This is a genomic window from Saccharothrix longispora (assembly GCF_031455225.1).
Lineage (GTDB): Bacteria > Actinomycetota > Actinomycetes > Mycobacteriales > Pseudonocardiaceae > Actinosynnema > Actinosynnema longispora.
In genome coordinates, this window is sequence record NZ_JAVDSG010000001.1 from 4,522,584 (window position 1) to 4,543,793 (window position 21,210).

Here is a 21,210-nt window from a genome sequence, read left to right on the forward strand (position 1 = left end):
GGCCGCCGCCGCGCGGGAGTCCGGAGTGGACGGCAGCGGCACCGACGACCGCGGCACGGGGCGACCGGGTCCCTAGTCCTCGGCCTGGAGCACCAGCAGGGTCAGGTCGTCGTGCTCCGCCGCGCCCAGCCACCCGAACACCACGTGCCGCAGGCGCTCGGCCACCGCCTCGGCCGGCAGGCCCGCGCAGTCGGCCAGCGCGTCCTTCAACCGGGCGTCGCCGAACAGCTCCTGCCGGTCGCCGTCCTTGCGCGCCTCGGTCACGCCGTCGCTGAACAGCAGCACCGTCTCCCCCGGCGCGAGCAGCACGGTCGTCTGCTGGAACCGCACCTCGGGCAGCACGCCGACGATCCCGCCGTGCACGGCGATCTCCTCGACCCGCCCGTTCCCGCGCAGCACGAGGGGCGCCGGGTGGCCGCCCGCCGCGAGGTTCAGCCGCAGCCCGCCCGCCTGCACGGGCAGCATGGTGCCGACCACGACGGTCGTGAACAGCCGGCTGCCGGCCGCGCGCAGGGCGGCGTTGAGCAGGTGCAGCAGCTGCGCGGGCCGCTGCTCGACGAGCAGCAGCGTGTGCAGGCTCTGCCGCACCCGACCGCTGTGCACGGCGGCCTCCAGGCCGTTGCCCGCCACGTCGCCGAGCGCGAACGCCGCGCTGCCGTCCTCGCGCGGGTGCACGTCGTAGAAGTCGCCGCCGATCATCGCGGTCCGGTGGGCGGGCTCGAACACCCGCGCCAGCCGCACGCCCGGCACGTCCGGCAGCGGCGCGGGCAGCAGGTTCGCCCGCAGCACCTCCACGGTCCGCTCCCGGTCGGCGAACCGCGTGCTCACCTCCACGGCCGACGACGCGCGGTCGGCGAACCGCCGGAGCAGCTCCAGGTCCCGCCCGCCGAAGCACACGAGCGCGCCGCCGTCGGTCAGCCGCACGGCCACGCCGTCACCCGACCCGCCCCACGGGCCATCATCCGAACAGGTGATGTCGGCGTGCTCGACCAGTCCGTCCAGGACCGCGTCCAGCCCCGCCGCGCCCGCCACGACCTGCCGCGTGGTGCGGACCACGGCGACGTCGCCGGCGGGAGTCCGCCGCCACCACTCCAGCCTGCCGCGCCGGCCCGGCAGCACCACGGCGGTGTGCTCGGCGGGCGCCATCTCGACGACGGCGCGCAGCGCGTCGCCCCGGTCGGTGAGCACGGAGAACCGGCGCACGGCCCGTTCCAGGTAGTCCTCGGACCTCTCGTACCAGGCGGTCCAGCCCCCGCCGAGGTCCTGGCCGCGGCCGCGGGGCGCGGGCAGCACCGACCCGGGCCGCGCCTCGGGGAAGAGCACGGCCGCGAGGGGGTTGACCAGCCGGACGACGCCGTCGGGGTCGAGCACGACCACGGCTTCGCGGAAGCCGTCGACGAGACGGCGCCACGCGTCGAGGTCGAGGCCCGTGTCGGCGCCTTGCCGGTAGCCCTGGGCCATCACGGCTCCTGTGTGTCGGGTCGACCCAACCTATCGGACAAGCCGCCACCAACAGTGGCAGGCTTGGCGCAGTTCCGCTGACATCGGAGGCACGAGTGACGACCGCCCAGGACGACACCGACGTGACCCTGGCCCGCCTGCTCACCGCGATGCGGGAGATGAGGGACGGCAACTTCCGCCGTCGCCTCGTCGTGCCCGCGGCGGACGGGCACCGCAACGGCGTGGGAGCCGAGCTGGCCGAGGTCTTCAACGAGATCGCGGAGCGCAACCAGTGGCTGGTCGGCGAGCTGGTGCGGGTGCGCCAGTCCGTCGGCCAGGAGGGCAGGTTGGGCGAGCGGCTCGCGCCGAGCACCGGCACGGTCGGCTGGGAGATGGCCGCCGACGCGGTGAACGGCCTGATCGACGACCTGACCCGGCCGACCGCCGAGCTGAGCCGCGTGCTCGCCGCGGTCGCCGAGGGCGACCTGTCGCAGGAGATCGTGGTCGACGCGCGCGGCGACGTGGCCACGCTGGTGGAGAGCTTCAACTCGATGACCGACACGCTGCGCACGTTCGCGGGCGAGGTGACGCGCGTGGCGCGCGAGGTCGGCACCGACGGGCGGCTCGGCGGCCAGGCCCAGGTGCCGGGCGTGGGCGGCACCTGGCGCGACCTCACCGACTCGGTCAACTTCATGGCCGACAACCTGACCAAGCAGGTGCGGTCGATCGCGCAGGTCACCACGGCCGTCGCCCAGGGCGACCTGACCCAGAAGATCACCGTGACGGCGGCGGGCGAGATGCTGGAGCTGAAGGAGACCGTCAACACGATGGTCGACCAGCTCTCCTCGTTCGCCGACGAGGTCACCCGCGTCGCCCGCGAGGTCGGCACCGACGGACGCCTCGGCGGCCAGGCCCAGGTCACCGGCGTCGCCGGCACCTGGCGCGACCTCACCGACAACGTGAACTCGATGGCGAACAACCTGACCAGCCAGGTCCGCAACATCGCCCAGGTGGCGACCGCGGTGGCGCAGGGCGACCTGACCCAGAAGATCACCGTGGACGCGCGCGGCGAGATCCTCCAGCTCAAGTCGACCATCAACACGATGGTCGACCAGCTCTCCTCGTTCGCCGACGAGGTCACCCGCGTCGCCCGCGAGGTCGGCACCGACGGACGCCTCGGCGGCCAGGCCCAGGTGCCGGGCGTGGGCGGCACCTGGCGCGACCTCACCGACTCCGTCAACTTCATGGCGAACAACCTGACCGCGCAGGTCCGGTCGATCGCCCAGGTCACCACGGCCGTGGCCCGCGGCGACCTGTCGCAGAAGATCACCGTGGACGCGCGCGGCGAGATCCTCGAACTGAAGTCGACCATCAACACGATGGTCGACCAGCTCTCCTCGTTCGCCGACGAGGTCACCCGCGTCGCCCGCGAGGTCGGCACCGACGGACGCCTCGGCGGCCAGGCGCGGGTGCCGGGCGTGGCGGGCACCTGGAAGGGTCTGACCGACAACGTCAACGTCATGGCGGACAACCTGTCCACGCAGGTGCGGTCGATCGCCGACGTGGCCACGGCGGTGGCGCGCGGCGACCTGTCGCAGAAGATCACCGTCGAGGCCAAGGGCGAGGTCGCCGCGCTCGCGGACACCCTCAACGGCATGGTCGACACGCTGCGCGCGTTCGCCGACGAGGTCACCCGCGTGGCCCGCGAGGTGGGCACCGAGGGCATCCTGGGCGGCCAGGCGCGCGTGCCGAACGTGGCCGGCACGTGGAAGGACCTGACCGACAACGTCAACTCGATGGCGAACAACCTGACCAACCAGGTGCGCAACATCGCCCAGGTCACCACCGCCGTCGCGCTCGGCGACCTGTCCAAGAAGATCGACGTCGACGCGCGCGGCGAGATCCTGGAGCTCAAGACCACCATCAACACCATGGTCAACCAGCTCTCCTCGTTCGCCGACGAGGTCACCCGCGTCGCCCGCGAGGTCGGCACCGAGGGCAAGCTCGGCGGCCAGGCCGAGGTCGAGGGCGTCTCCGGCACCTGGAAGCGGTTGACGGAGAACGTCAACGAGCTGGCCGGCAACCTGACCCGGCAGGTGCGCGCCATCGCCGTCGTCGCCACCGCCGTCACCGCGGGCGACCTGACCCGCCAGATCACCGTGGACGCGTCCGGCGAGGTCGCCGACCTCAAGGACAACATCAACCGGATGATCGGCAACCTGAAGGCGTCCACCCGCGCCAACCAGGAGCAGGACTGGCTCAAGACGAACCTGGCCCGGCTGTCCGGCCAGATGCAGGGCCACCGCGACCTCAAGGCGATGGCGTCGCTGGTCATGAGCGAGCTGACGCCGCTGGTGTCCGCGCAGCACGGCGCGTTCTTCCTGGTGGACGGCGAGTCCGAGGTGCTGGAGCTGACCGCCGCCTACGGCTGGTCCCCGCGGGGCGGCCGGCCCGCGCGGTTCGCCCGGGGCGAGTCGCTCGTCGGCCAGGTCGCCGTGGAGAAGAAGACGGTGCTGGTCACCGACGTGCCGCCGGGGTACCTGGAGGTGAGGTCGGGCCTGGGGTCCGCGCCGCCGTCGAACCTGGTGATCCTGCCGATCGTGTTCCAGGGCGAGACGCTGGGCGTGATCGAACTGGGGTCGTTCGGCGAGTTCACCGAGGTCCACCTGGACCTGCTGGACCAGCTGAAGGAGAGCATCGGCGTCAACCTGAACACGATGCTCGCCAACGCCCGCACCGACAGCCTGCTGGCCGAGTCGCAGCGCCTGACCGAGGAGCTGCGGGCGGGCTCGGTGGAACTGGAGGCGCGGGCGCGGCAGCTGTCGTCGGCGTCGAAGTACAAGTCGGAGTTCATGGCGAACATGTCGCACGAGCTGCGCACGCCGTTGAACAGCCTGCTGATCCTGGCCAAGCTGCTCGCCGACAACCTCGACGGCAACCTCAACCCCAAGCAGGTCGAGTTCGCCCGCACCATCCACTCCTCCGGCACGGACCTGCTCCAGCTGATCGACGACATCCTGGACCTGACCAAGGTCGAGGCCGGGCACATGCAGGTGCAGACCGACCCGATGCGGGTGTCCGACATCGTGTCCTACGTGGAGGCGCTGACCTCGCCGCTGGCGGCGGAGAAGGGCCTGGACTTCGAGGTCGTGGTCGACCCCGACGTGCCCACCACGCTGCACACCGACGAGCACCGGCTCCAGCAGATCCTGCGCAACCTGCTGTCCAACGCGGTGAAGTTCACCCACACCGGCGAGATCAAGCTGCGCATCCGGCTGTTCGAGGGCTCGGTGGCGTTCGACGTGCAGGACACCGGCATCGGCATCCCGGCGGAGAAGCTGTCGGTGATCTTCGAGGCGTTCCAGCAGGCCGACGGCACGACATCGCGCAAGTACGGCGGCACGGGCCTGGGCCTGTCGATCAGCCGCGAGCTGTCGATCCTGCTGGACGGCCGGCTGGACGTCCGCTCCGAACCCGGTGTGGGCTCGACGTTCACCCTCTACCTGCCGCTGGGCGAGCAGGGCGCGGTGCCGCCGGTGGTCGTCGAACCGGAGGCCCTGCCCGAACTGCTGAGCCCGGTCGAGCCGACGCCGGAGTCGCTGGTCGCCCCGGCCGAGCTGCCCCCGCCGCCGATGCGCTTCCACGGCGAGAAGGTGCTGATCGTCGACGACGACCTGCGCAACGTCTTCGCCCTGACCAGCGTGCTGGAGCTGCACGGCCTCCAGGTCATCTACGCCGACAACGGCATCACCGGCGTGCGCGCCCTGGAGCAGTACGACGACGTCACGCTGGTGCTGATGGACATCATGATGCCGGAGCTGGACGGCAACGCGACCATGGCCGCGATCCGCGCCATGTCCCGCTACGCCGACCTGCCGGTCATCGCGGTGACCGCGAAGGCCATGAAGGGCGACCGCGAGAAGTCGCTGGCCTCGGGCGCGACGGACTACGTGACCAAGCCCGTGGACACCGAGCACCTGCTGCGGCTGATCGCGTTCTACCTCGGCGTCGAGCAGGACTGACGCCGCTCCGGGCGGGCGCGGGCGGGAACACCCCGGGGTCAGGCGGTCGCGGACTCCACGGTGTCGTGGATGTGCATGACCTCGGTCAGCTCGGTGAGGCGGAACAGCTTGTGCACCGCCGGCTGCAACGCCGCCATCCGGAACTCCCCGCCCGTGCCGTCCAGGCGCCGGTGCCAGTCGAGCATCAGCGACAGGCCGGTGGTGTCCATGAACGGCACGCCGCTCAGGTCGACCACCACCTGGTCGGCCGTGCTCTCCTCCAGGAGGTCGGACAGGGTCGGGACGCTGTCCGCGTCGAGCTCGCCCGACACCGCGACGACCGTCCAGCCATCGCGTACCTCGCTGCGCACCTGCAACTCCATGGGGCCCGAGCCTAGGCCACCCGACCGCGCCGGCGGTGCGGCCGATGGTGCGGCGCGTCGTCACTCCTCCCGACCAGTGGGTGATCCGGGCGGGAGGTGTGCGACGATGCGGTGACGGCCGATCAACGGGAGCGGATGTGCGCAACGAGCCAACGGCGCCGGTGGCCGTGACGCTGCCCGCCTCCGCGGCGTCGTCGGCGCACGCCCGGCAGGTGGTGGCCGACGCCGCGAAGGCGTGGGAGCTGTCCGAGGACGTGGCGGAGGACGCCGCGCTGGTGGTGACCGAGCTGGTCTCGAACTCGGTGGACCACGCGATCGGTCCGGTGGACCTGACCGTCTCGCGCACGGCGACCGGCCTGCGCGTCGAGGTGGGCGACCGGTCCCCGGCGCAGCCCCGACCGCAGCCGGTCCGGGTCGACTCCTCGCGGGGTCGGGGCCTGATCATCGTGGCCGCCCTGAGCGCGGCGTGGGGCACCGAGCCGACGCCGACCGGCAAGGTCGTCTGGGCCGAGCTGTCCGACTGACCCACCACGTCGCTTCGGGCCGAAGGCGTTTCACGTCCGGTCGGCGGGGTTACCCGACAGGGTGATACCGAGCGAGGAGGTCACGTGTCCACCAGCGAAGCCGGTCAAGTGACCGGCACCCAGGACAAGGACTACAACATCATCTGGTTCGTCGAGGCGTGCCTGAGCAACGCGCTGCGCCTGGAGGGCTACATCGCCGACGCCGAGCGCACGGGCGACAGCGAGCTGGCCGACTTCTTCCGGCGCGCGCAGGCCGAGAGCCGCAAGGGCGCCGAGCAGGGCAAGCAGCTGCTGGCCTCGCGCCTGTCGTAGGACGCGCGGGAGACCGCGTGGAGGAGGGCCGTCCCGTGCGGGGCGGCCCTCCTCCACGTCACCGGACCTCGCGGGTCACCGGACCTCGCGGGTCACCGGGCGGCGTGGGTCACCGGTCCTCGGCGAAGCGGTCGAGGCCCTCCTTGGCCTTGTCCGTGCCCTGCTGGACGTGCTCCGAGTGCCGACCACCGGTCCTCTCGTCGATGAACTGACCGGCCTTGTCGACGCCCTGGTCCGCCTTGTCGCCGTGCTGGCCCAGCGCGTCCTTGGCCTTGTCCTTCAGCTCGTCGAACCTGTCCCCGATACCCATGTCCGCTCGAACCTCCTCGCCGGTGCGTCCCGGGTGGACACCCCGCACGGGGGTACCCGCCTCGACGCCGCGGACCTCCTACTCACCCGGACGAGTGAAGCCGGAGGTCGGGCGTTCCCCGGTCGGCGGCCCATCGGCCGCGAGCACGTCTGTGGAAGGCTGGGCGAGGCGACCCGCTCCCCCGCGCTGACGGGTCGCCTCGACGTGAACTGTGCACGAGCGATCGTGTGAACCGCTTGCACCTTCCTGCAACGCGCAGGTGGGGGTGGGCGCAGGTGGGCTGGGGTCCGGAGCGCAGGGGGTGTTGTGGCGGTCGAGATCGGCCTGCTCGGCGAGGTGGCGGCACGCGTGGACGGCCGTGCGGTGGACCTCGGACCGGCGCGGCAGCGGTGCGTGCTGGCCGCGCTGGCCGTCGACGTCGACCAGGTGGTGTCCGCGGACCGCCTGGTGGAGCGGGTGTGGGGCGTCGACCCGCCGAGGCGGGCGCAGGCGACGCTGTCGAGCTACGTGTCGCGGCTGCGGCAGGTGCTGGGCGGGACCGCGAGCCTCGTGCGCCGGTCCGGCGGCTACGCGCTGGTCGCCGAGCGGACCGCCGTGGACCTCCACCGGTTCCGGGACCTGAGGTCCCGGGCGATGACCGCAGCCGGTGACGACGCGCGGGCGCACGAGCTGCTGGCCGCCGCCGCGGGCGTGTGGCGGGGCGAGGCGCTGACCGGGCTGGGCAGCGCGTGGGCCGCCGCCGAGCGCGACCGGCTGCACCAGGAGCGGTTCGTCGTGGAGTGCGACCTGACCGACGTGCGGCTGCGGCTGGGGCAGGGCGAGCAGCTGGTGGCGGAGCTGTCGCTGCGGGCCGCCGAGCACCCCCTGGACGAGCGCGTCGCCGGGCAGTACCTGCTCGCCCTGTACCGGGGGCGGCGCGCGGCCGACGCGCTGGAGCACTACCAGCGGTTCCGCGTGCGCCTGGTTTCCGAGCTGGGCGCGGACCCCGGCCCGGCGCTGCGGGAGCTGCACCGGCGCATCCTCAACGCCGACCCCGCGCTGCTGCCCGCCCCGCCCCGGTACGCGCCGACCGCCGCGTCCCCCGCGCCCGTCCCGCCCGCCGTGACGCCGCGCCAGCTGCCGGCCGCGCCGACGTCGTTCGTGGGCAGGCACGACGAGCTGGCCGCGCTGGACGAGAACCTGGACCGGTCGTCGCGGACGGTGGTCATCTCGGCCATCGCCGGGTCGGGCGGCATCGGCAAGACGTGGCTCGCGCTGCACTGGGCCCACCGCTACGCCTCCCGCTTCCCCGACGGCCAGCTGTTCGTGGACCTGCGCGGGTTCAGCCCGGACCGGCGGCCGATGGACCCGTCCGTCGCGATCCGGGGCTTCCTGGACGCGCTGGGTGTGGAACCCGGCCGCGTCCCGGTGGCGCCGCACGCGCAGGGCGCGCTGTTCCGGTCGCTGGTGGCGGACCGGCGGCTGCTGGTCGTGCTGGACAACGCCGTGGACACCGCGCAGGTCGCCCCGCTGCTGCCGGGCACCGACTCGTGCCTGGTGCTGGTGACGAGCCGCAACCAGCTCAGCGGCCTGATCTCCGGGCACGGCGCGGAGCACGTGGCGCTCGACGTGCTCGGCGACGACGAGGCGCGGCGACTGCTGGCCGCCCGGCTGGGCCCGGCCCGGACGGCGGCCGAGGCGGGCGCGGTGGACGAGCTGGTCCGGCTGTGCGGCGGCCTGCCGCTGGCGCTGAGCGTCATCGCGGCGCGGGCGCGGATGAAACCGGACGTCCCGCTGGGCGCGCTCGCCGCCGAACTGCGCGACCTGGGCCTCCGGGCGCTGGACGACGACCCGACGGCCGGCATCACCACCGTGCTGTCCTGGTCGCACCGGGCGCTGACCGCCGAGCAGGCGACCGCGTTCGGGCTGCTGGGCCTCGCCCCCGGGCCGGACGTCGACCAGCACGCCGCGGCGAACCTCACCGGCCTGGAGCCGTGCCGCGCGTCGGCCGTGCTGCGCGACCTGGAGCAGGCGTCGCTGGTGACCCGCGACGCGCGCGGCCGGTACCGGATGCACGACCTGGTGCGCCGCTACGCCGCCGAGACGGCGCGGCGCGGCCTCGACCCGGCCGACCTGGACGCCGCGCTGCACCGGGTCGTGGACTTCTACCTGCACACCGCGCACACCGGGCACCGGGCGCTCGACCCCGCCGCGACACCGGTGGACGTGGCGCCGCCCGCGCCGGGCTGCCACCCGCTGCCGCTGGCGGACGACCTGGCCGCGGTGGCCTGGTTCGACGCCGAGCACGGCTGCCTGCTGGCCGTGCAGGACACGGCCGCCGCGCTCGGCCGGTGGACGGTGGTGTGGCAGCTGGCGATGGTGACGACGTCGTTCCACGTGCGCCGCGGCCACCTGCACGACAACCTGCGGCTGTGGCGGGGCGCGCTGGCCGCGGCCGACCGGGACCCCGACCCGGCGACCCGCGTCCTGGTGCACCGCAACGTCGGCTTCGCCCACGCCAAGGTGCACCGGCACGAGGAGGCGATGCACCACCTGGACCGGGCCGTCGCGCTGGCCGGGGCCACCGGTGACGGGTTCCTGCTGGCGCACACGCACATCGCGCTGGCGTGGGCGTGGGAGCTGCACGACGACGTGCCGCGGGCCCTGGAGCACAGCCTCAAGGCGCTCGACGTGCTGCGGGCCGGCGACAACCGGGCGCGGGAGGCGGTCGCGCTGAACATGGTGGGCTGGTACTACGCGCTGCTCGACGTGCCGGACCGGGCGTCCGAGCACTGCCGGGCGGCGCTGGCCCTGCACCGGGCGCACGGCGACCGCAACGGCGTCGCGGCCACGCTGGACAGCCTCGGCTACATCGCCCGGAGCGCCGGTCGGCACGAGCAGGCCCTGGAGTGCTACCAGGAGGCGCTCGGCCTGTTCCGCGAACTGGACCACACCTACGGCGCGGCCGAGGCCCTGGAGGGCATCGGCCACCCGCTGGCCGCCCTGGGCAGGCCCGACGAGGCGCGCGCGGCCTGGGCGGAGGCGGCGGAGCTGTTCCGCTCCCAGCGGCGCGACGTCCTGGCGGCCCGGGTGGAGAGCCGACTGGCCCGACTCGACCACCTGCCCCAGCAGGCCTGACCACGCCTCCCGCGAGTCCACCCTCCAGGTCGCGCGAGTCGTACGTCCAGGTCGCGCGAGTCGTACGTTCAGGACTGCCGAGTTCTACGTTCAGGCTCGGTTGCCTACTCGCGAGTGAAGAACTCAGGGGGCCTGACCGTAGGACTCGTCGGACCTGGACGTACGACTCGCGCGACCCGGACGTACGACTCGCGCGACCTGGACGTACGACTCGCGGCGGGTGTTGAGCAGTTTGTTCGGCGAGCCAGGGCCGGGGTCCCGCACGACGTCGGTGGTGGCCGTATCGGTCAGGTGTTCGAGTACCCCGGCCGGCGTGGCCCAGGGGGTGGTGGACAGGTGGAGGGCCGCCGCGCCCGCCACGTGCGGTGCCGCCATCGACGTGCCGCTCAGGACCGCCGAGCCGGTGTCGTCGGCGTGCGAGGCCGACGTGATGCCGTTCCCCGGTGCGAAGACGTCCACGCACGGGCCGTGGTTCGAGAACGCGATCCGCCTGTCCTGCTCGTCCGTCGCCGCCACCGCGATCACGGCCGGGTGGCGCGCCGGCCCGACCGCGCAGGCGTCGGACGCGCTGTTGCCCGCCGCCGCCACGAACGTGATGCCCGCTTCGCTCAACCGGGTGATCGCCTCGTCGCCGATGCCCGGCGTGTCGAACACGAAGCTGGCGTTGACCACGGCGGGCCGCACGGCGTTGCGTGCGATCCACTCGATGCCCCGGACACCGGCGGAGTCCGGCGCGCTGCCGTCGCACCCCAGGACGCGGACGGCGACGAGCCTGGTCTTCTTGGCCACGCCCCACGTCCGGCCGCCGATCGTGCCGGCCACGTGCGTGCCGTGGCCGTTGCAGTCCTCGGCCTCCGGGTCGTCGTCCACGAAGTCGTGGCCGGAGGAGGCCCGCCCCTCGAACTCGGTGTGCGACAACCGGATGCCGGTGTCCAGCACGTACGTGGTGACGTTCGACGCGGTCGTGTCGTACGTGTACGTGGTGTCCAGCGGCAGGGAGCGCTGGTCCACCCGGTCGAGGCCGTACGTCGCGCCCGCCTGCGTGTCGGCAGTCCGCGCGGTGCCGTCCTGGTGGACCCGCTCCACCGCCGGGTCGGCCGCGAGACGGCGGGCGGCGGCCTCGGACAGGCCCTCCACCAGGAACCCGTGCCCGACCTCGGTGAACACCGCCCCCACCCGGCCGCCGTACCGGTCGACCAGCGAGGTCGCGGTGGCGCCGTCGCGCAGCGACACGAGGAAGCTCCCCGCCACGGGGTGGGCGGCGGGGACGAACGCGGCCCGGGCCGACGCCGTCCCCTGCGCGACCGGCACCACGACCGGCACCACGACCGGCACGCCGGCCAGGACGACGAGCAGGGCGACGGCCAGGGCGACGGCCGCCGGTCGGTGCGACATCGGTTCCTCCACGGGGCGGGCACTCAGAAGCTGATCGACCAGCCCTCGATGACGCCGGTGTCATAGGTGTGGACGTCCTTCACCCGCAGCTTCCACGTGCCGTTGCGGTCCTCCGCCGAGGTGTCCACGGTGAACGTCTCGTGGATGCCGTCGGACGAGTCGGGCCCGCCCGCCTCCCGCAGCGTGATCACCGCGCCGCTCGGCCCCACCAGGTCGACGGCCAGGTCCGCCGTGTACGGGTGCGCGATGTCGACCTCGACCGGCGTCGACGCCGTGCCGCGCCCGGCGCAGTCCGAGATCGTGATCGACGACGTCACCGCCTCGCCCGCGTCCGGGATCGCCACGTCCTCCGTGTTCGCACCGCCCTCGCACGCCGGGTCGTCGCCACCGCCGATGAACGCGGTGTTGAGCAGCTTGTTCGGCGACCCCGAGCCGGGGCCCCGCACGACACCGGCGCTGGCGTTGTCGGTCAGCGCCTTGACGACCGCGGCGGGTGTCGCCAAGGCTGCCGAGGGGTTGGCCGACAGGTACAGCGCCGCCGCGCCCGCCACGTGCGGCGTGGCCATCGACGTGCCGCTGATCGCCCGGGTGCCGCCGTTGTTCCACGTCGAGGTGACGCTCGTGCCCGGCGCGAAGATGTCGGTGCACGAACCGTAGTTGGAGAACTCGGAGCGGTCGTCCGAGCTGTCCGTCGCGTTGACGGTGATCGCCTCGGGCGCGCGCGCCGGGGACGTGGAGCAGGCGTCGCGGTTGTCGTTTCCCGACGCCACGACGGTGGTCACGCCCGCGGCGACGAGGCGCTTGACCGCGCTGTCCACAGTGGAGTCGGCGGCGCCGCCGAGGCTCAGGTTGGCCACCGCGGGCCCGGACGCGTCGCGCGCCACCCAGTCCACGCCGGCGATGATCTGCGACCACTGCCCGGACCCCTGGCAGTCGAGCACCCGCACGCCGACCAGCTTCACGCCCTTGGCCACGCCGTAGGTGGCCGACCCGATGGTGCCCGCGACGTGCGTGCCGTGGCCGTTGCAGTCCTGGGCCGTGGAGTCGTCGTCGATGAAGTCGTAGCCGTCGACGGCCCGGCCGCCGAAGTCGGCGTGCGCCTTGTGGACGCCGGTGTCGATGACGTACGCGGTCACGTCCGGCGCGGTGTTCGGGTAGGTGTACTTCGAGTCCAGCGGCAGCTTCTCCTGGTCGACGCGGTCGAGGCCCCACGTCGGGTCGTCCTGCGTGCCGGTGGCCCGCGCGACGGCGTCCTGCTCGACGTACTCGACCGCCGGGTCGGCGGCCAGCAGGCGGGCCCGCTCCTCGGGCATGGTGACGGAGAAGCCGCGGACGGTCGCGGTGTACGTGTGCCGGACCTCGCCGCCGTAGCGGACGCCGAGCTGCCCGGACAGGAGCTCGGTCTGCTGCGCGGTGGCCGCGTCGTCGCGCAGCACGACGATGTAGCTGTCCTCCACCGCACCGGGCTTGCCGACGCCGAGCACGGTGCCCTCGGGCTGCCCGGCGCCCTCGGACTGTCCGGTGCCGTGGCCCGTGCCCGCGAGGAGCAGGGCTCCCGCCGCGAGGCAGGCGGTGAAGACCCGGGCCGAGCGGGCCCGTGCCCGGCGGGGTCCGGGGCGTGGTTCGCGACGGGTCCTCGTCATGCACCACGTCTACCCGGGCAAGGGCCCGCCACGCTCCCGGAAGGGTCGCCTGATCAGGGCAAACAGCTCACTCGATCAGGGCACCGCGCCCGTTCCTGCTCCCCCGGTACGCCCAGTCCCGCAGGCGCGCGAGCACGGCCGGCGCGAGGGCGACGCCCGCGGGCAGGTTGTGCACCGGGTCGAACGCCGGAGGGCCGACGGCCTCCGTGGAGGGGCGCACGACCAGCGTGCCGACCGGGCGCCACGGGCCGCTCACCTCCAGCCCGAACCGCAGCGCGTCGGGCATCGCGTCGAGGTCGGCCGCCCCGGTCTGGCCCGGCTCGGGAACGGCCGCGAGCCACACGACCCGGCCGTTCGAGCGGAACGGCGTGACGCTGCCGTAGCGGGCGCTCGACCAGGTGCGGGCCGGCCTGGGCACGACGCGGGCGGACGACGTGGACAGCAGCACGTCCCACGGGCCGGGCAGCCGGAACGCCATCCCGAGCACGTCGGGCAGCCCGCCGGGCGTGCCCGCGCCCTTGGACAGCCGCACGGCCACCTCGGTGGTGCCCTCGGGCAGCGGCAGGGCCGGGTCGAACGTGGCGGTCAGGGTGCCGGCGCACCACCGGCCGCGCGGGTGGAAGGCGCGCGCGCCGCCGCGGGCCCGGGCCACCGCGCGGAACGCCGACGCGACCCGCTCACGCACTGCGGGCCACCGGGCTGCTCTTGAGGGCGAGGCCGAGCGCGACCATGCCCGCGCCGAGCCCGAGGTGCAACCAGTCGTCGGCGGCGTTGAGCGGCACGAAGTTCGCGGCGCTGCCCTTGTCCACGACCAGGCCGTAGACCCACAGCACCAGGTACACCGCGCCGCCGCCGATCAGGAAGCCGCGCGCGCCGGGCGCGGTCCGCGACAGCAGCAGGCCGACCGCGCCGAACAGCAGGTGCACCAGGTTGTGCAGCACGGACACGTGGAACACGCCCAGCAGGTGCGCCCCCGAGCCCGGTCCGGCGAACGCGATCCGGTCCAGGTGGGCGGTGATCCCCGGGACGAACCCGAGCACCCCCACGAGCAGGAACACGACCGACACCGCGATCGCCGCCGCGCGCACCGGGTGCGGCACGTGCGTGGTGGTGCTCATGCGCAAGCCTCCTGGGTCACCTCGCCTGGGACGGTGGTCCCGGCTCGGCTACCCGCGCCGGCGGCGGCGAAACGGCGCGACCGGTGGCCGCCGCCCCCACGTCCGGGTAGCGCGGGAACAGCCGGTCGAGGTCGGTGCGCTCGAACACGCGCCGCACGTGCGGCGGCACGGCGGCCAGCCGCAGCCAGCCGCCGGCACGCTGCGCCCTGGCCCGCGTGCGCACCAGCGCGCTCATCGCCTGGGCGCCGCAGAACGCGACACCGGACATGTCGAGCACGATCCGGTCCCGTCCCTCGGTGACCAGGCGGTCCAGCTTGTCGAGCACCCGGCGCGCTCCGGCCAGGTCCAGCTCCCCGGTCGCCACCACCACCGCGCACCCCGTCCGATGGGCCTCGACCGACAGCGCCAGCATCGCCGTTCCCCTCATGCCACCCGGCTGTACTCGTCATCGGTCTGCGCGCCCAGTTCGAGCAGCAGCCCTTCCCTGGTGGACCAGGGGCAGATCTCCACCACGTCGTGGCCGGTGGCCACCATCAGCGCCTCGGCCACCAGCGCCCCGGCCAGCGACTGCTCGGCGCGGTGCCGTGAGATTCCCGGAAGCCGGGCGCGCTTCGGCGCGGGCACCCGGGCCAGCCTCGGTACCCAGTGGCACAGGTCGTCCAGGCGCAGCGAGCGCGGCACGTAGGGCCCCTCGTGCTGGGGGCGCGCGCCGGTGAGGCGGGCCAACTGCTGGAACACCTTCGAGCAGGCCACCGCCCGGTGGTCCGCCGGGGACACGTCGGCGACCACGTCGTCCAGGGCGGCGCGCACCCGCTCCAGGACCTCGTCGCGGTCGACGACGAGCCGGCGGGTCAGCGTGCGGGCGCCCAGCGGCAGCGACCGGGTCAACGTCGGCGTGCCGCCGTCGCCCGCGGCGACCTCGACCGTGCCGCCGCCGACGTCGAGCACCAGCAGCGGGCCGGCGCCCCAGCCGAACCAGTGGCGGGCGGCCACGTACGCCAGGCGGGCCTCCTCGTGGCCTGGCAGCACCCGCAGCACGGTGCCGGCGCGGCGGGCGACCTCGGCGATCACCTCGTCGGCGTTGGGGGCGTCGCGGATCACGGAGGTCGCGAACGGCACCACGTCGGTGACGCCCTCGCGCTCGGCGACGACCCGGGCCGCGCGCACGGCGGCCACCACCTTGTCCACGCCTTCGGGGACCACCCGGTTGTGCCGGTCGAGGAGCCGGTCGAGCCTGAGCCGGGTCTTGTGCGAGAGAACCGGGCGCGAGGGCGAACCGTCCACGACCACGAGGTGAGCGCTGAAACACCCGACGTCGAGCACACCCACCTGGGCACGTCTCACGGGCATCCGTCACCGCCTATCGCTTCTGAGTGGCAGTGGGTGGTACCCACTGCCAGTACGAGTGAAACCGGATTGGGTGACTTGACTCCGGGTAATCGTGCTTCATGGGTACCACGGAGAACCGACCGCTGGCAGTGGTGACGGGTGCGTCGAGCGGCATCGGCCTGGAGTTGGCGAGGGTGTTCGCGACCGAGGGCTTCGACCTCGTCGTGGCGGCGGAGAACCCGGCCGTCGAAGAGGTGGCGCGGGAGCTGTCGACCGGCGGGGCGAGGGTGGAGGCGGTGCGCACCGACCTGGCCTCGTACGACGGCAACGAGGACCTGGTGGCGGTGGTCGAGCACCTGGGGCGGCCGGTGGACGCGCTCGCCGTGAACGCGGGTGTCGGCGTCGGGGGCGACTTCGTCGACGACAGCGACCTGCGCGCGCACCTGCGGGTCGTGGACCTGAACATCGCCTCGGCCGTGCACCTGGCCAAGCGGCTCGTGCCGCCGATGGTGGAGCGCGGTACCGGACGGGTGCTGTTCACCTCATCGGTGGCGGCAACCGGGCCCGGTCCGTTCCACTCCGTGTACGCGGCGTCGAAGGCGTTCGTGGCGTCGTTCGCGCAGTCGCTGCGCGAGGAGCTGCGCGACAGCGGCGTCACGGTGACCGCGCTGATGCCGGGCCCGACGGACACCGACTTCTTCCGCCGCGCGGGGATGGAGGACACCAGGATCGCGACCGGCCCGAAGGACGACCCGGCTGACGTGGCGCGCGAGGGCTTCGACGCGCTGATGGCCGGCAAGGACCACGTGGTGGCCGGCTCCCTGCGCAACAAGGTCCAGGCCGCGACGAGCCGCGCCCTCCCCGACCCCCTCAAGGCCCGCGCGATGCGCACCCTGACCGAACCGGGCACCGGCACCCCCTGACCGCGGGAGTCCAACCCCCGGGTCGCGAGAGTCCAACGTCCGGGACACCCGAGTTCTACGTTCAGGAGCATCGCGCCACCCGCCGGTCCGACCTGGAGGTAGAACTCCCGGAACCCGGGCGTTGGACTCTCGCGACCCGGGCGTTGGACTCTCGGGTCAGGAGGGGGTCGGGTCGTCGCCGATCGCCTCCCGGTACTCGTCCACCTCCTGGGGCGTGGGGTCGATGGGCGCCTCTTCGGCCAGTTCGTCCGGGTCCACCGGGTCCTCGGCTGTCGTCATGGCACCCGGTTACCCGGTGTGCGGCACGCCGAACGGGGTAACCGACAGGTCGTGACCATCCACGCCCGACGAGACGTCCCCGCCCTGCCCGACCTGGTCTTCAACGCCGCCGCCGACCCCTCGCGGCTGGCGTCGTGGCTGCCCGGCCCCCACGAGGTGGTCGGGCGCACCGACGACGTGCTGATCCTGCGCGAGGGCGCGAGCGAGGACGAGGGGCAGCGGCAGGTGCAGCTGGCCGCCGACTACGACCGGCTGCTGCTGACCTGGGAACCGCTGGCCGACGAGGGCTGCCGGGGTGAGCTGCGGGTGTCGCTGGCGGGCGCGGCGGGCAGCGTGGCCGAGCTGACCGTGGACGGCTGCGCCGACGAGCAGTTCGCCGCCCGCTTCCTGGAGGCCCTCGCGAACGAGGTTGAGCAGAACCTGACCGCCGGCTGATCATCCCGGGGTGGACATCCGCCCCGCCCGCCCGGACGAGCTGCCGCTGCTGCCCGAGGTCGAACGCGCCTCCGGCGAACCCTTCCGCGACCACGGCATGCCGGAGATCGCCGACGACGACCCGATGCCGCCGAGCACCCTGGAGCACCTGCGAGTGTGGGTCGCGGTCGACCCGCACCCGGTCGCCTGGGTCGCCGTGGCGGAGGTCGACGGCGCCGCGCACGTGGAGCAGGTCAGCGTCCACCCGGGCCACGCCCGGCGCGGCATCGGCGCGGCCCTGCTCGACGAGGTCGGGCGGTGGGCCGCCGAACGGGGCCTCACCGCGCTCACCCTCACCACGTTCCGGGACATCCCGTGGAACGCGCCCTACTACCGGCGGCTCGGGTTCCGCGAGGTCACCGACCCGTCGCCCGGTCTGCGCGCGGTCGTGCAGGCGGAAGCGGCACGCGGGCTCGACCCGGACACGCGGGTCTGCCTGCACCGTCCGCTCCGCCGGGATCACCGGGGGTGATACTGGACGGGTTGGCCCACCCCGTCCGGAGGTTGCCCGGTGGTCGATTTCGCGCACGAGGCGCTGCTGTACCGCGATGACGAGCAGTACCTCGCGGGAGCGGTGCCGTTCGTGCGCGACGGCCTGAACGCGGGCGAGCCCGTGCTGGTCGCCGTGCCGAAGCGGGGCATCGCGCTGCTGCGGGGCGCGCTGGGCGCGGAGGCCGACCGCGTCGAGTTCCTCGACATGAAGCAGGCGGGACGCAACCCGGGCCGCATCCTGCCCGGCGTGCTGGCGGCGTTCGCCGACAACTCGTCGGCCACCCGGGTGCGGATCGTCGGAGAGGCGGTCTGGCCGGAGCGCACGGAGCTGGAGTACCCGGCGTGCGTGCAGCACGAGGCCATGGTCAACACGGCGTTCGAGGACCGCCCGGCCTGGATGCTGTGCCCCTACGACGCGACCGCCCTGGCCCCGCACGTCGTGCGCGACGTCGAGACCACCCACCCGGTGGTGGTGGAGGGCGGGCGCCGCAGGTCGAGCACCGGGTACCGGGAGCCGTTCCTCACCGCCGAGGAGTTCAACCGGCCGCTGCCCGAACCGCCGGCGGACGCCACCGCGCGCCGGTTCGACCTGGACTCGCTGGCCGACGCGCGACGGCTGGTCGCCCGGTTCGCCACCGCGACCGGGCTGTCCGCCGACCAGGTCGAGGACCTGGTGCTCGCGGTGAACGAGCTGACCACGAACAGCGTGGTCCACGCGGGCGGCTCGGGCACGCTGCTGGTGTGGCGGGAGGGTGACGTGGTGGTGTGCGAGGTCCGCGACGCGGGCAGGCTGACCGACCCGATGGTCGGCCGGAACAACCCGGGCGCCCACCCGCCCGGCGGTTACGGCGTGATGCTGGTCAACCTGCTGTGCGACCTCGTCCGGGTGCACACGGGCGGCAGCGGCACGGCCATCCGCGTGTACGTCGGCCCACCGGCCTGAGGCCGCCGCCGACCGGTCGCGGAACGCGCTCCGTGCGCGAGCGTGGGCGCTACGTCATCGGCGCCCGGCACAATCGACCGGGTGACTCCCGCACTCCTCCTCGCCCACGGTGCCGGCGGTACCGTCCGGGCCAACTTCAGCCCGCTCATCCCGATGCTGTCCCGCAAGCGCAGGGTCCACGCGGTGGACTTCCCCGGTTCCGGGACGACCCCGCGCGCGACCGGCCCCCTGCGGCTCGACGACCTGGCCGACCGGCTCGTCGCCGCGGCCGACGGCGAGGAGCGGTTCGCGGTGGTCGGGTTCTCGATGGGCTGCGCGGTGGCGGTGGACATCGCCCTGCGTTACCCCGGACGGGTGAGCGCCCTGGTGCTCACGGCGGGGTTCGCGCGCATCGACGACGAAACCCGGGTCCGGATGCGGGAGTGGCGGCGCCTGCTGGCCGGCGACCGGGCCGAACTCGCCCGCTTCCTCGTGCCGGCGGCCGTGGGCGAGCCCACGCGGCGGCGGATGACCGCCGAGCAGCTCGACGGGTTCCTGGAGCTGGTCGCGCTGACCGTCCCGCCCGGTTCCGCCGAGCAGGTGGACCTGGTGGAGCGGATCGACCTGACCGGCGAGCTGCCGACGCTGGACGTGCCGACGCTGGTCATCGGCACCAAGCACGACCGGATGATCACACCCGCCACCACGCGCCGGCTGGCCGACCTCGTCCCGGGCGCCCGGTGGGCCGAGCTGGACAGCGGCCACGCCCCGGCCGTGGAGGCGCCCGCCGCCTGGGGCCGGTTGATCGAGGACTTCCTGGACGACGTCGGCTGACCCGAGGAGGCCGACCGGGGCGGTTTGCCCGTGCTCCGGTCGGGTTAACCCGGGTCAATGACCAACACGCTGGTCCTCGACGTCGACGGGACGTTGGTGGACACCAACTTCCACCACGCGGTCGCCTGGTTCCGCGCGTTCCGCCGCTTCGACATCACGGTCCCCACGTGGCGGCTGCACCGCGCCATCGGGATGGGCGGTGACAAGCTGGTCGCCGCCGTCGCGGGCGAGCACGTGGAGCGCGAGCGCGGCGACGACCTGCGCGCGGCGTGGGAGGCCGAGTTCGAGCCGATGCTGGACGAGGTCCGCCCGCTGGAGGGCGCGCACCGCCTGGTCTCCGCCGCCCTGGAGCAGGACTTCGCCGTGGTGCTGGCCAGCTCGGGCAAGCGCGGTCACGTCGACCGCTACGTGAAGCTGATCGACGTGCCCGACGTGCCGTCCACGTCCTCCGACGACGTCGAGGCGAGCAAGCCCGCGCCGGACCTGATCGAGGTGGCCCTCGGCCGGGTCGGCGGCGACGGGCGGGCCGTGGTGGTCGGCGACTCGGTGTGGGACTGCGAGGCCGCCCAGCGGGCCGGGCTGCCCGTGGTGTGCCTCCGCACGGGTGGTTTCGGCGAGGCCGAGTTGCGGGAGGCCGGCGCGTCGACAGTCTACGAGGAACTCGACCGGTTGCGGGCGGACCTCACCGACCTGCCCATGGCGTAGGAGGAACCGTGCGGATCGGCTACACCCTCATGACCGAGCAGGCCGGGCCCCGTGACCTGGTCCGGCACGCCGCGCTGGCCGAGCAGGCCGGTTTCGACTTCGAGGTGATGAGCGACCACTACTCGCCCTGGCTGGACGAGCAGGGGCACGCGCCGTACGCGTGGAGCGTGCTGGGCGCGGTCACCCAGGCCACCCGGCGGGTCGAGCTGATGACGTACGTGACGTGCCCGACGATGCGCTACCACCCGGCCGTGGTGGCGCAGAAGGCCGCGACCGTGCAGCTGCTGTCGGACAACCGGTTCACCCTCGGCCTCGGTGCGGGCGAGAACCTCAACGAGCACGTCGTGGGCCAGGGCTGGCCCCCGGTGAACGTGCGGCACGAGCTGCTGCGCGAGGCCGTGGAGATCATCTCGATGTTGTTCGACGGCGGATATGTCAACTACTCGGGTGACCACTTCCGGGTGGACTCGGCGAAGTTGTGGGACCTGCCCGACCAGCGCGTGCCCATCGCGGTGGCGGTGTCGGGCTCGCAGTCGGTGCGCACGTTCGCCCCGCTGGCGGACGCGATGGTGTCCACCGAGCCGAATCCCGAGCTCGGCAAGGAGTGGGACGTCTTCCAGAGCAGGGGGTCGCGCAAGATCGGGCAGCTGCCGATCTGCTGGGACCCCGACCGGGAGCGGGCGGTGGCGCGGGCGCACGACCAGTTCCGCTGGTTCGCGGGCGGCTGGAAGGTCAACGCCGAGCTGCCGGGCCCGGCCGGGTTCGCGGGCGCGACGCAGTTCGTGCGACCGGAGGACGTGGCGGGGCAGATCCCGTGCGGGCCGGACGTCGAGCCGATCGTCGAGGCGGTGGCGGAGTTCCGCGAGGCCGGGTTCACCGACCTGGCGCTGGTGCAGATCGGCGGTGACCACCAGCAGGAGTTCCTGGACTTCGCCAAGGGTGAACTGCTGCCCGCCCTGCGCTGACCCCGGCCCGCGCCGACCCGACCCCGCCCTGGCCCGGCCCCGCG

General features: G+C 73.7%; 21 protein-coding genes. 11 read left to right on the forward strand and 10 right to left on the reverse strand.

Annotated elements, in window-relative coordinates:
• Positions 1-72 precede the first annotated feature (72 nt).
• Complete coding sequence (locus J2S66_RS18230; RefSeq protein ID WP_310308348.1) at positions 73-1,461, reverse strand: PP2C family protein-serine/threonine phosphatase; 1,389 nt, start codon at positions 1,459-1,461, stop codon at positions 73-75.
• A gap of 95 nt (positions 1,462-1,556) precedes the next feature.
• Here J2S66_RS18230 and J2S66_RS18235 point away from each other — a divergent pair, with 95 nt between their 5' ends.
• Positions 1,557-5,462 (forward strand): HAMP domain-containing protein, encoded by a 3,906-nt coding sequence (locus J2S66_RS18235; protein WP_374726094.1) that lies wholly within the window; start codon positions 1,557-1,559, stop codon positions 5,460-5,462.
• Between the two features lie 38 nt (positions 5,463-5,500).
• Here the strand turns inward: J2S66_RS18235 and J2S66_RS18240 are convergent, their stop codons facing one another.
• The gene (locus J2S66_RS18240; RefSeq protein ID WP_310308350.1) at positions 5,501-5,824 is read right to left on the reverse strand and encodes an STAS domain-containing protein; all 324 of its coding nucleotides are present in this window, start codon (positions 5,822-5,824) and stop codon (positions 5,501-5,503) included.
• Positions 5,825-5,961: 137 nt separating this feature from the next.
• On the opposite strand from J2S66_RS18240, the gene J2S66_RS18245 reads away from it, so the two are divergent.
• The gene (locus J2S66_RS18245; protein WP_310308351.1) at positions 5,962-6,348 is read left to right on the forward strand and encodes an ATP-binding protein; all 387 of its coding nucleotides are present in this window, start codon (positions 5,962-5,964) and stop codon (positions 6,346-6,348) included.
• 84 nt (positions 6,349-6,432) lie between these two features.
• Positions 6,433-6,660 carry a hypothetical protein gene (locus J2S66_RS18250; RefSeq protein WP_310308352.1) on the forward strand — a complete coding sequence of 76 codons (228 nt, stop codon included), beginning with the start codon at positions 6,433-6,435 and terminating at the stop codon, positions 6,658-6,660.
• Positions 6,661-6,769: 109 nt separating this feature from the next.
• On the opposite strand, the gene J2S66_RS18255 is transcribed toward J2S66_RS18250, so the two are convergent.
• Positions 6,770-6,970 carry an antitoxin gene (locus J2S66_RS18255; RefSeq protein WP_310308353.1) on the reverse strand — a complete coding sequence of 67 codons (201 nt, stop codon included), beginning with the start codon at positions 6,968-6,970 and terminating at the stop codon, positions 6,770-6,772.
• A gap of 306 nt (positions 6,971-7,276) precedes the next feature.
• Here J2S66_RS18255 and J2S66_RS18260 point away from each other — a divergent pair, with 306 nt between their 5' ends.
• Positions 7,277-10,087, forward strand: coding sequence for an AfsR/SARP family transcriptional regulator (locus tag J2S66_RS18260; RefSeq protein WP_310308355.1), 2,811 nt, complete (start codon positions 7,277-7,279; stop codon positions 10,085-10,087).
• A gap of 123 nt (positions 10,088-10,210) precedes the next feature.
• Here J2S66_RS18260 and J2S66_RS18265 read toward each other — a convergent pair whose 3' ends face one another.
• From J2S66_RS18265 to J2S66_RS18290, 6 genes are all read right to left on the reverse strand, one after another.
• The gene (locus J2S66_RS18265; protein WP_310308356.1) at positions 10,211-11,482 is read right to left on the reverse strand and encodes a S8 family peptidase; all 1,272 of its coding nucleotides are present in this window, start codon (positions 11,480-11,482) and stop codon (positions 10,211-10,213) included.
• Between the two features lie 23 nt (positions 11,483-11,505).
• Positions 11,506-13,125 carry a S8 family peptidase gene (locus J2S66_RS18270; RefSeq protein ID WP_310308357.1) on the reverse strand — a complete coding sequence of 540 codons (1,620 nt, stop codon included), beginning with the start codon at positions 13,123-13,125 and terminating at the stop codon, positions 11,506-11,508.
• Between the two features lie 67 nt (positions 13,126-13,192).
• Positions 13,193-13,810: a hypothetical protein gene (locus tag J2S66_RS18275; RefSeq protein WP_310308358.1), complete on the reverse strand. Its 618-nt coding sequence runs from the start codon at positions 13,808-13,810 to the stop codon at positions 13,193-13,195.
• The gene (locus J2S66_RS18280) at positions 13,803-14,243 is read right to left on the reverse strand and encodes a DUF4383 domain-containing protein (RefSeq protein WP_310308360.1); all 441 of its coding nucleotides are present in this window, start codon (positions 14,241-14,243) and stop codon (positions 13,803-13,805) included. Before J2S66_RS18280 ends, J2S66_RS18275 begins: the two co-directional genes overlap by 8 nt.
• Before the next feature lie 16 nt (positions 14,244-14,259).
• Positions 14,260-14,670, reverse strand: a complete 411-nt coding sequence (locus J2S66_RS18285; RefSeq protein ID WP_310308362.1) for an STAS domain-containing protein — start codon at positions 14,668-14,670, stop codon at positions 14,260-14,262.
• A complete protein-coding gene (locus J2S66_RS18290) occupies positions 14,667-15,593 on the reverse strand; it encodes a Ppx/GppA phosphatase family protein (protein WP_310308363.1) in 927 nt (308 codons plus the stop codon). The genes J2S66_RS18285 and J2S66_RS18290 overlap by 4 nt, the downstream gene beginning before the upstream one ends.
• A gap of 98 nt (positions 15,594-15,691) precedes the next feature.
• On the opposite strand from J2S66_RS18290, the gene J2S66_RS18295 reads away from it, so the two are divergent.
• Positions 15,692-16,495: an SDR family NAD(P)-dependent oxidoreductase gene (locus J2S66_RS18295; RefSeq protein ID WP_310308364.1), complete on the forward strand. Its 804-nt coding sequence runs from the start codon at positions 15,692-15,694 to the stop codon at positions 16,493-16,495.
• A 156-nt stretch (positions 16,496-16,651) separates the two neighbouring features.
• Here the strand turns inward: J2S66_RS18295 and J2S66_RS18300 are convergent, their stop codons facing one another.
• Positions 16,652-16,774: a hypothetical protein gene (locus J2S66_RS18300; RefSeq protein WP_310308365.1), complete on the reverse strand. Its 123-nt coding sequence runs from the start codon at positions 16,772-16,774 to the stop codon at positions 16,652-16,654.
• 51 nt (positions 16,775-16,825) lie between these two features.
• On the opposite strand from J2S66_RS18300, the gene J2S66_RS18305 reads away from it, so the two are divergent.
• The 6 genes from J2S66_RS18305 (at position 16,826) to J2S66_RS18330 (ending at position 21,166) form a co-directional block, all read left to right on the forward strand.
• Positions 16,826-17,209 (forward strand): SRPBCC family protein, encoded by a 384-nt coding sequence (locus tag J2S66_RS18305; RefSeq protein WP_310308366.1) that lies wholly within the window; start codon positions 16,826-16,828, stop codon positions 17,207-17,209.
• A gap of 10 nt (positions 17,210-17,219) precedes the next feature.
• Entirely contained in the window at positions 17,220-17,720 is a 501-nt protein-coding gene (locus tag J2S66_RS18310; protein ID WP_310308367.1) for a GNAT family N-acetyltransferase, read from the forward strand.
• A 39-nt stretch (positions 17,721-17,759) separates the two neighbouring features.
• Positions 17,760-18,683 (forward strand): anti-sigma factor RsbA family regulatory protein, encoded by a 924-nt coding sequence (locus J2S66_RS18315; RefSeq protein WP_310308368.1) that lies wholly within the window; start codon positions 17,760-17,762, stop codon positions 18,681-18,683.
• 81 nt (positions 18,684-18,764) lie between these two features.
• The gene (locus J2S66_RS18320) at positions 18,765-19,496 is read left to right on the forward strand and encodes an alpha/beta fold hydrolase (RefSeq protein WP_310308369.1); all 732 of its coding nucleotides are present in this window, start codon (positions 18,765-18,767) and stop codon (positions 19,494-19,496) included.
• 57 nt (positions 19,497-19,553) lie between these two features.
• Positions 19,554-20,201 (forward strand): HAD family hydrolase, encoded by a 648-nt coding sequence (locus J2S66_RS18325; RefSeq protein WP_310308371.1) that lies wholly within the window; start codon positions 19,554-19,556, stop codon positions 20,199-20,201.
• Positions 20,202-20,209: 8 nt separating this feature from the next.
• Positions 20,210-21,166 (forward strand): LLM class F420-dependent oxidoreductase, encoded by a 957-nt coding sequence (locus tag J2S66_RS18330; RefSeq protein WP_310308372.1) that lies wholly within the window; start codon positions 20,210-20,212, stop codon positions 21,164-21,166.
• The last annotated feature ends 44 nt before the right edge of the window (positions 21,167-21,210 follow it).

What these genes read in the sequence shown, in the direction of transcription:
- J2S66_RS18295 (WP_310308364.1), top strand. Translation starts at nt 15,692, where the DNA reads ATGGGTACCACGGAGAACCGACCGCTGGCAGTGGTGACGGGTGCGTCG.
- J2S66_RS18325 (WP_310308371.1), top strand. Translation starts at nt 19,554, where the DNA reads ATGACCAACACGCTGGTCCTCGACGTCGACGGGACGTTGGTGGACACC.
- J2S66_RS18265 (WP_310308356.1), bottom strand. Translation starts at nt 11,482, where the DNA reads ATGTCGCACCGACCGGCGGCCGTCGCCCTGGCCGTCGCCCTGCTCGTC.
- J2S66_RS18240 (WP_310308350.1), bottom strand. Translation starts at nt 5,824, where the DNA reads ATGGAGTTGCAGGTGCGCAGCGAGGTACGCGATGGCTGGACGGTCGTC.
- J2S66_RS18300 (WP_310308365.1), bottom strand. Translation starts at nt 16,774, where the DNA reads ATGACGACAGCCGAGGACCCGGTGGACCCGGACGAACTGGCCGAAGAG.
- J2S66_RS18270 (WP_310308357.1), bottom strand. Translation starts at nt 13,125, where the DNA reads ATGACGAGGACCCGTCGCGAACCACGCCCCGGACCCCGCCGGGCACGG.
- J2S66_RS18280 (WP_310308360.1), bottom strand. Translation starts at nt 14,243, where the DNA reads ATGAGCACCACCACGCACGTGCCGCACCCGGTGCGCGCGGCGGCGATC.
- J2S66_RS18230 (WP_310308348.1), bottom strand. Translation starts at nt 1,461, where the DNA reads ATGGCCCAGGGCTACCGGCAAGGCGCCGACACGGGCCTCGACCTCGAC.
- J2S66_RS18255 (WP_310308353.1), bottom strand. Translation starts at nt 6,970, where the DNA reads ATGGGTATCGGGGACAGGTTCGACGAGCTGAAGGACAAGGCCAAGGAC.
- J2S66_RS18290 (WP_310308363.1), bottom strand. Translation starts at nt 15,593, where the DNA reads ATGCCCGTGAGACGTGCCCAGGTGGGTGTGCTCGACGTCGGGTGTTTC.
- J2S66_RS18285 (WP_310308362.1), bottom strand. Translation starts at nt 14,670, where the DNA reads ATGAGGGGAACGGCGATGCTGGCGCTGTCGGTCGAGGCCCATCGGACG.